General features: G+C 53.7%; 1 pseudogene. It reads right to left on the bottom strand.

The features are described from left to right. Nucleotides 1-371: pseudogene (locus A142_RS11355) on the bottom strand (hypothetical protein); the annotation flags it as partial. Between the last annotated feature and the right edge of the window lie 158 nt (nt 372-529).

The following is a 529-nucleotide window of genomic DNA, read 5'->3' as shown; positions in this document are numbered from 1 at the left end:
TGAATACGCACGCGCGTATTCGGGCTCACGCCAGCCCCAAACCAGGCCTGTTTATCAAGGGGTGACAACACATCGCTGAGCACCATGCTCAGTGGCAAGCCCGACGCGGGCGTGCTGACACGAACGGTCTTATTCAGATAGTCGGTATCGGTGCGGCGCTCTATCGGTATCAGGCTGGCCGGGGGCTGCTCAATGCGTTCGACTTTGAGAGACTCACGATGTCGGTGGCGCTCGATGTCACTAAGTACCGAGGCGGACTCATCATTGCGCTTGTCGTATTCATTGAGCCCAAGGGTTTCACACCCTGAGAGCGTTAAGAGCACCCCAATGAGACAGAAGGATTGAAAACCCGAGAGACGAAATAGGTTCATAATGGCGTCACCTCTTTGATGTAAATAGTTTTAGTCGCATCTAGGCGCTGCGCTTTGAGTGGATAGGGACCAAGCAACGTGGTCATGGCCATGCTGATGTCACCTTCTTTGGTGACCAATGGATAAGGCGTGAAGGTAAAGTCAGCCACAGGCCAAGA

This window comes from Vibrio splendidus 12E03 (assembly GCF_000272105.2).
GTDB lineage: Bacteria > Pseudomonadota > Gammaproteobacteria > Enterobacterales > Vibrionaceae > Vibrio > Vibrio splendidus_I.
The sequence above is the reverse complement of the archived record's forward strand: the minus strand, read 5'-3'. Positions and strand labels throughout refer to the sequence as shown.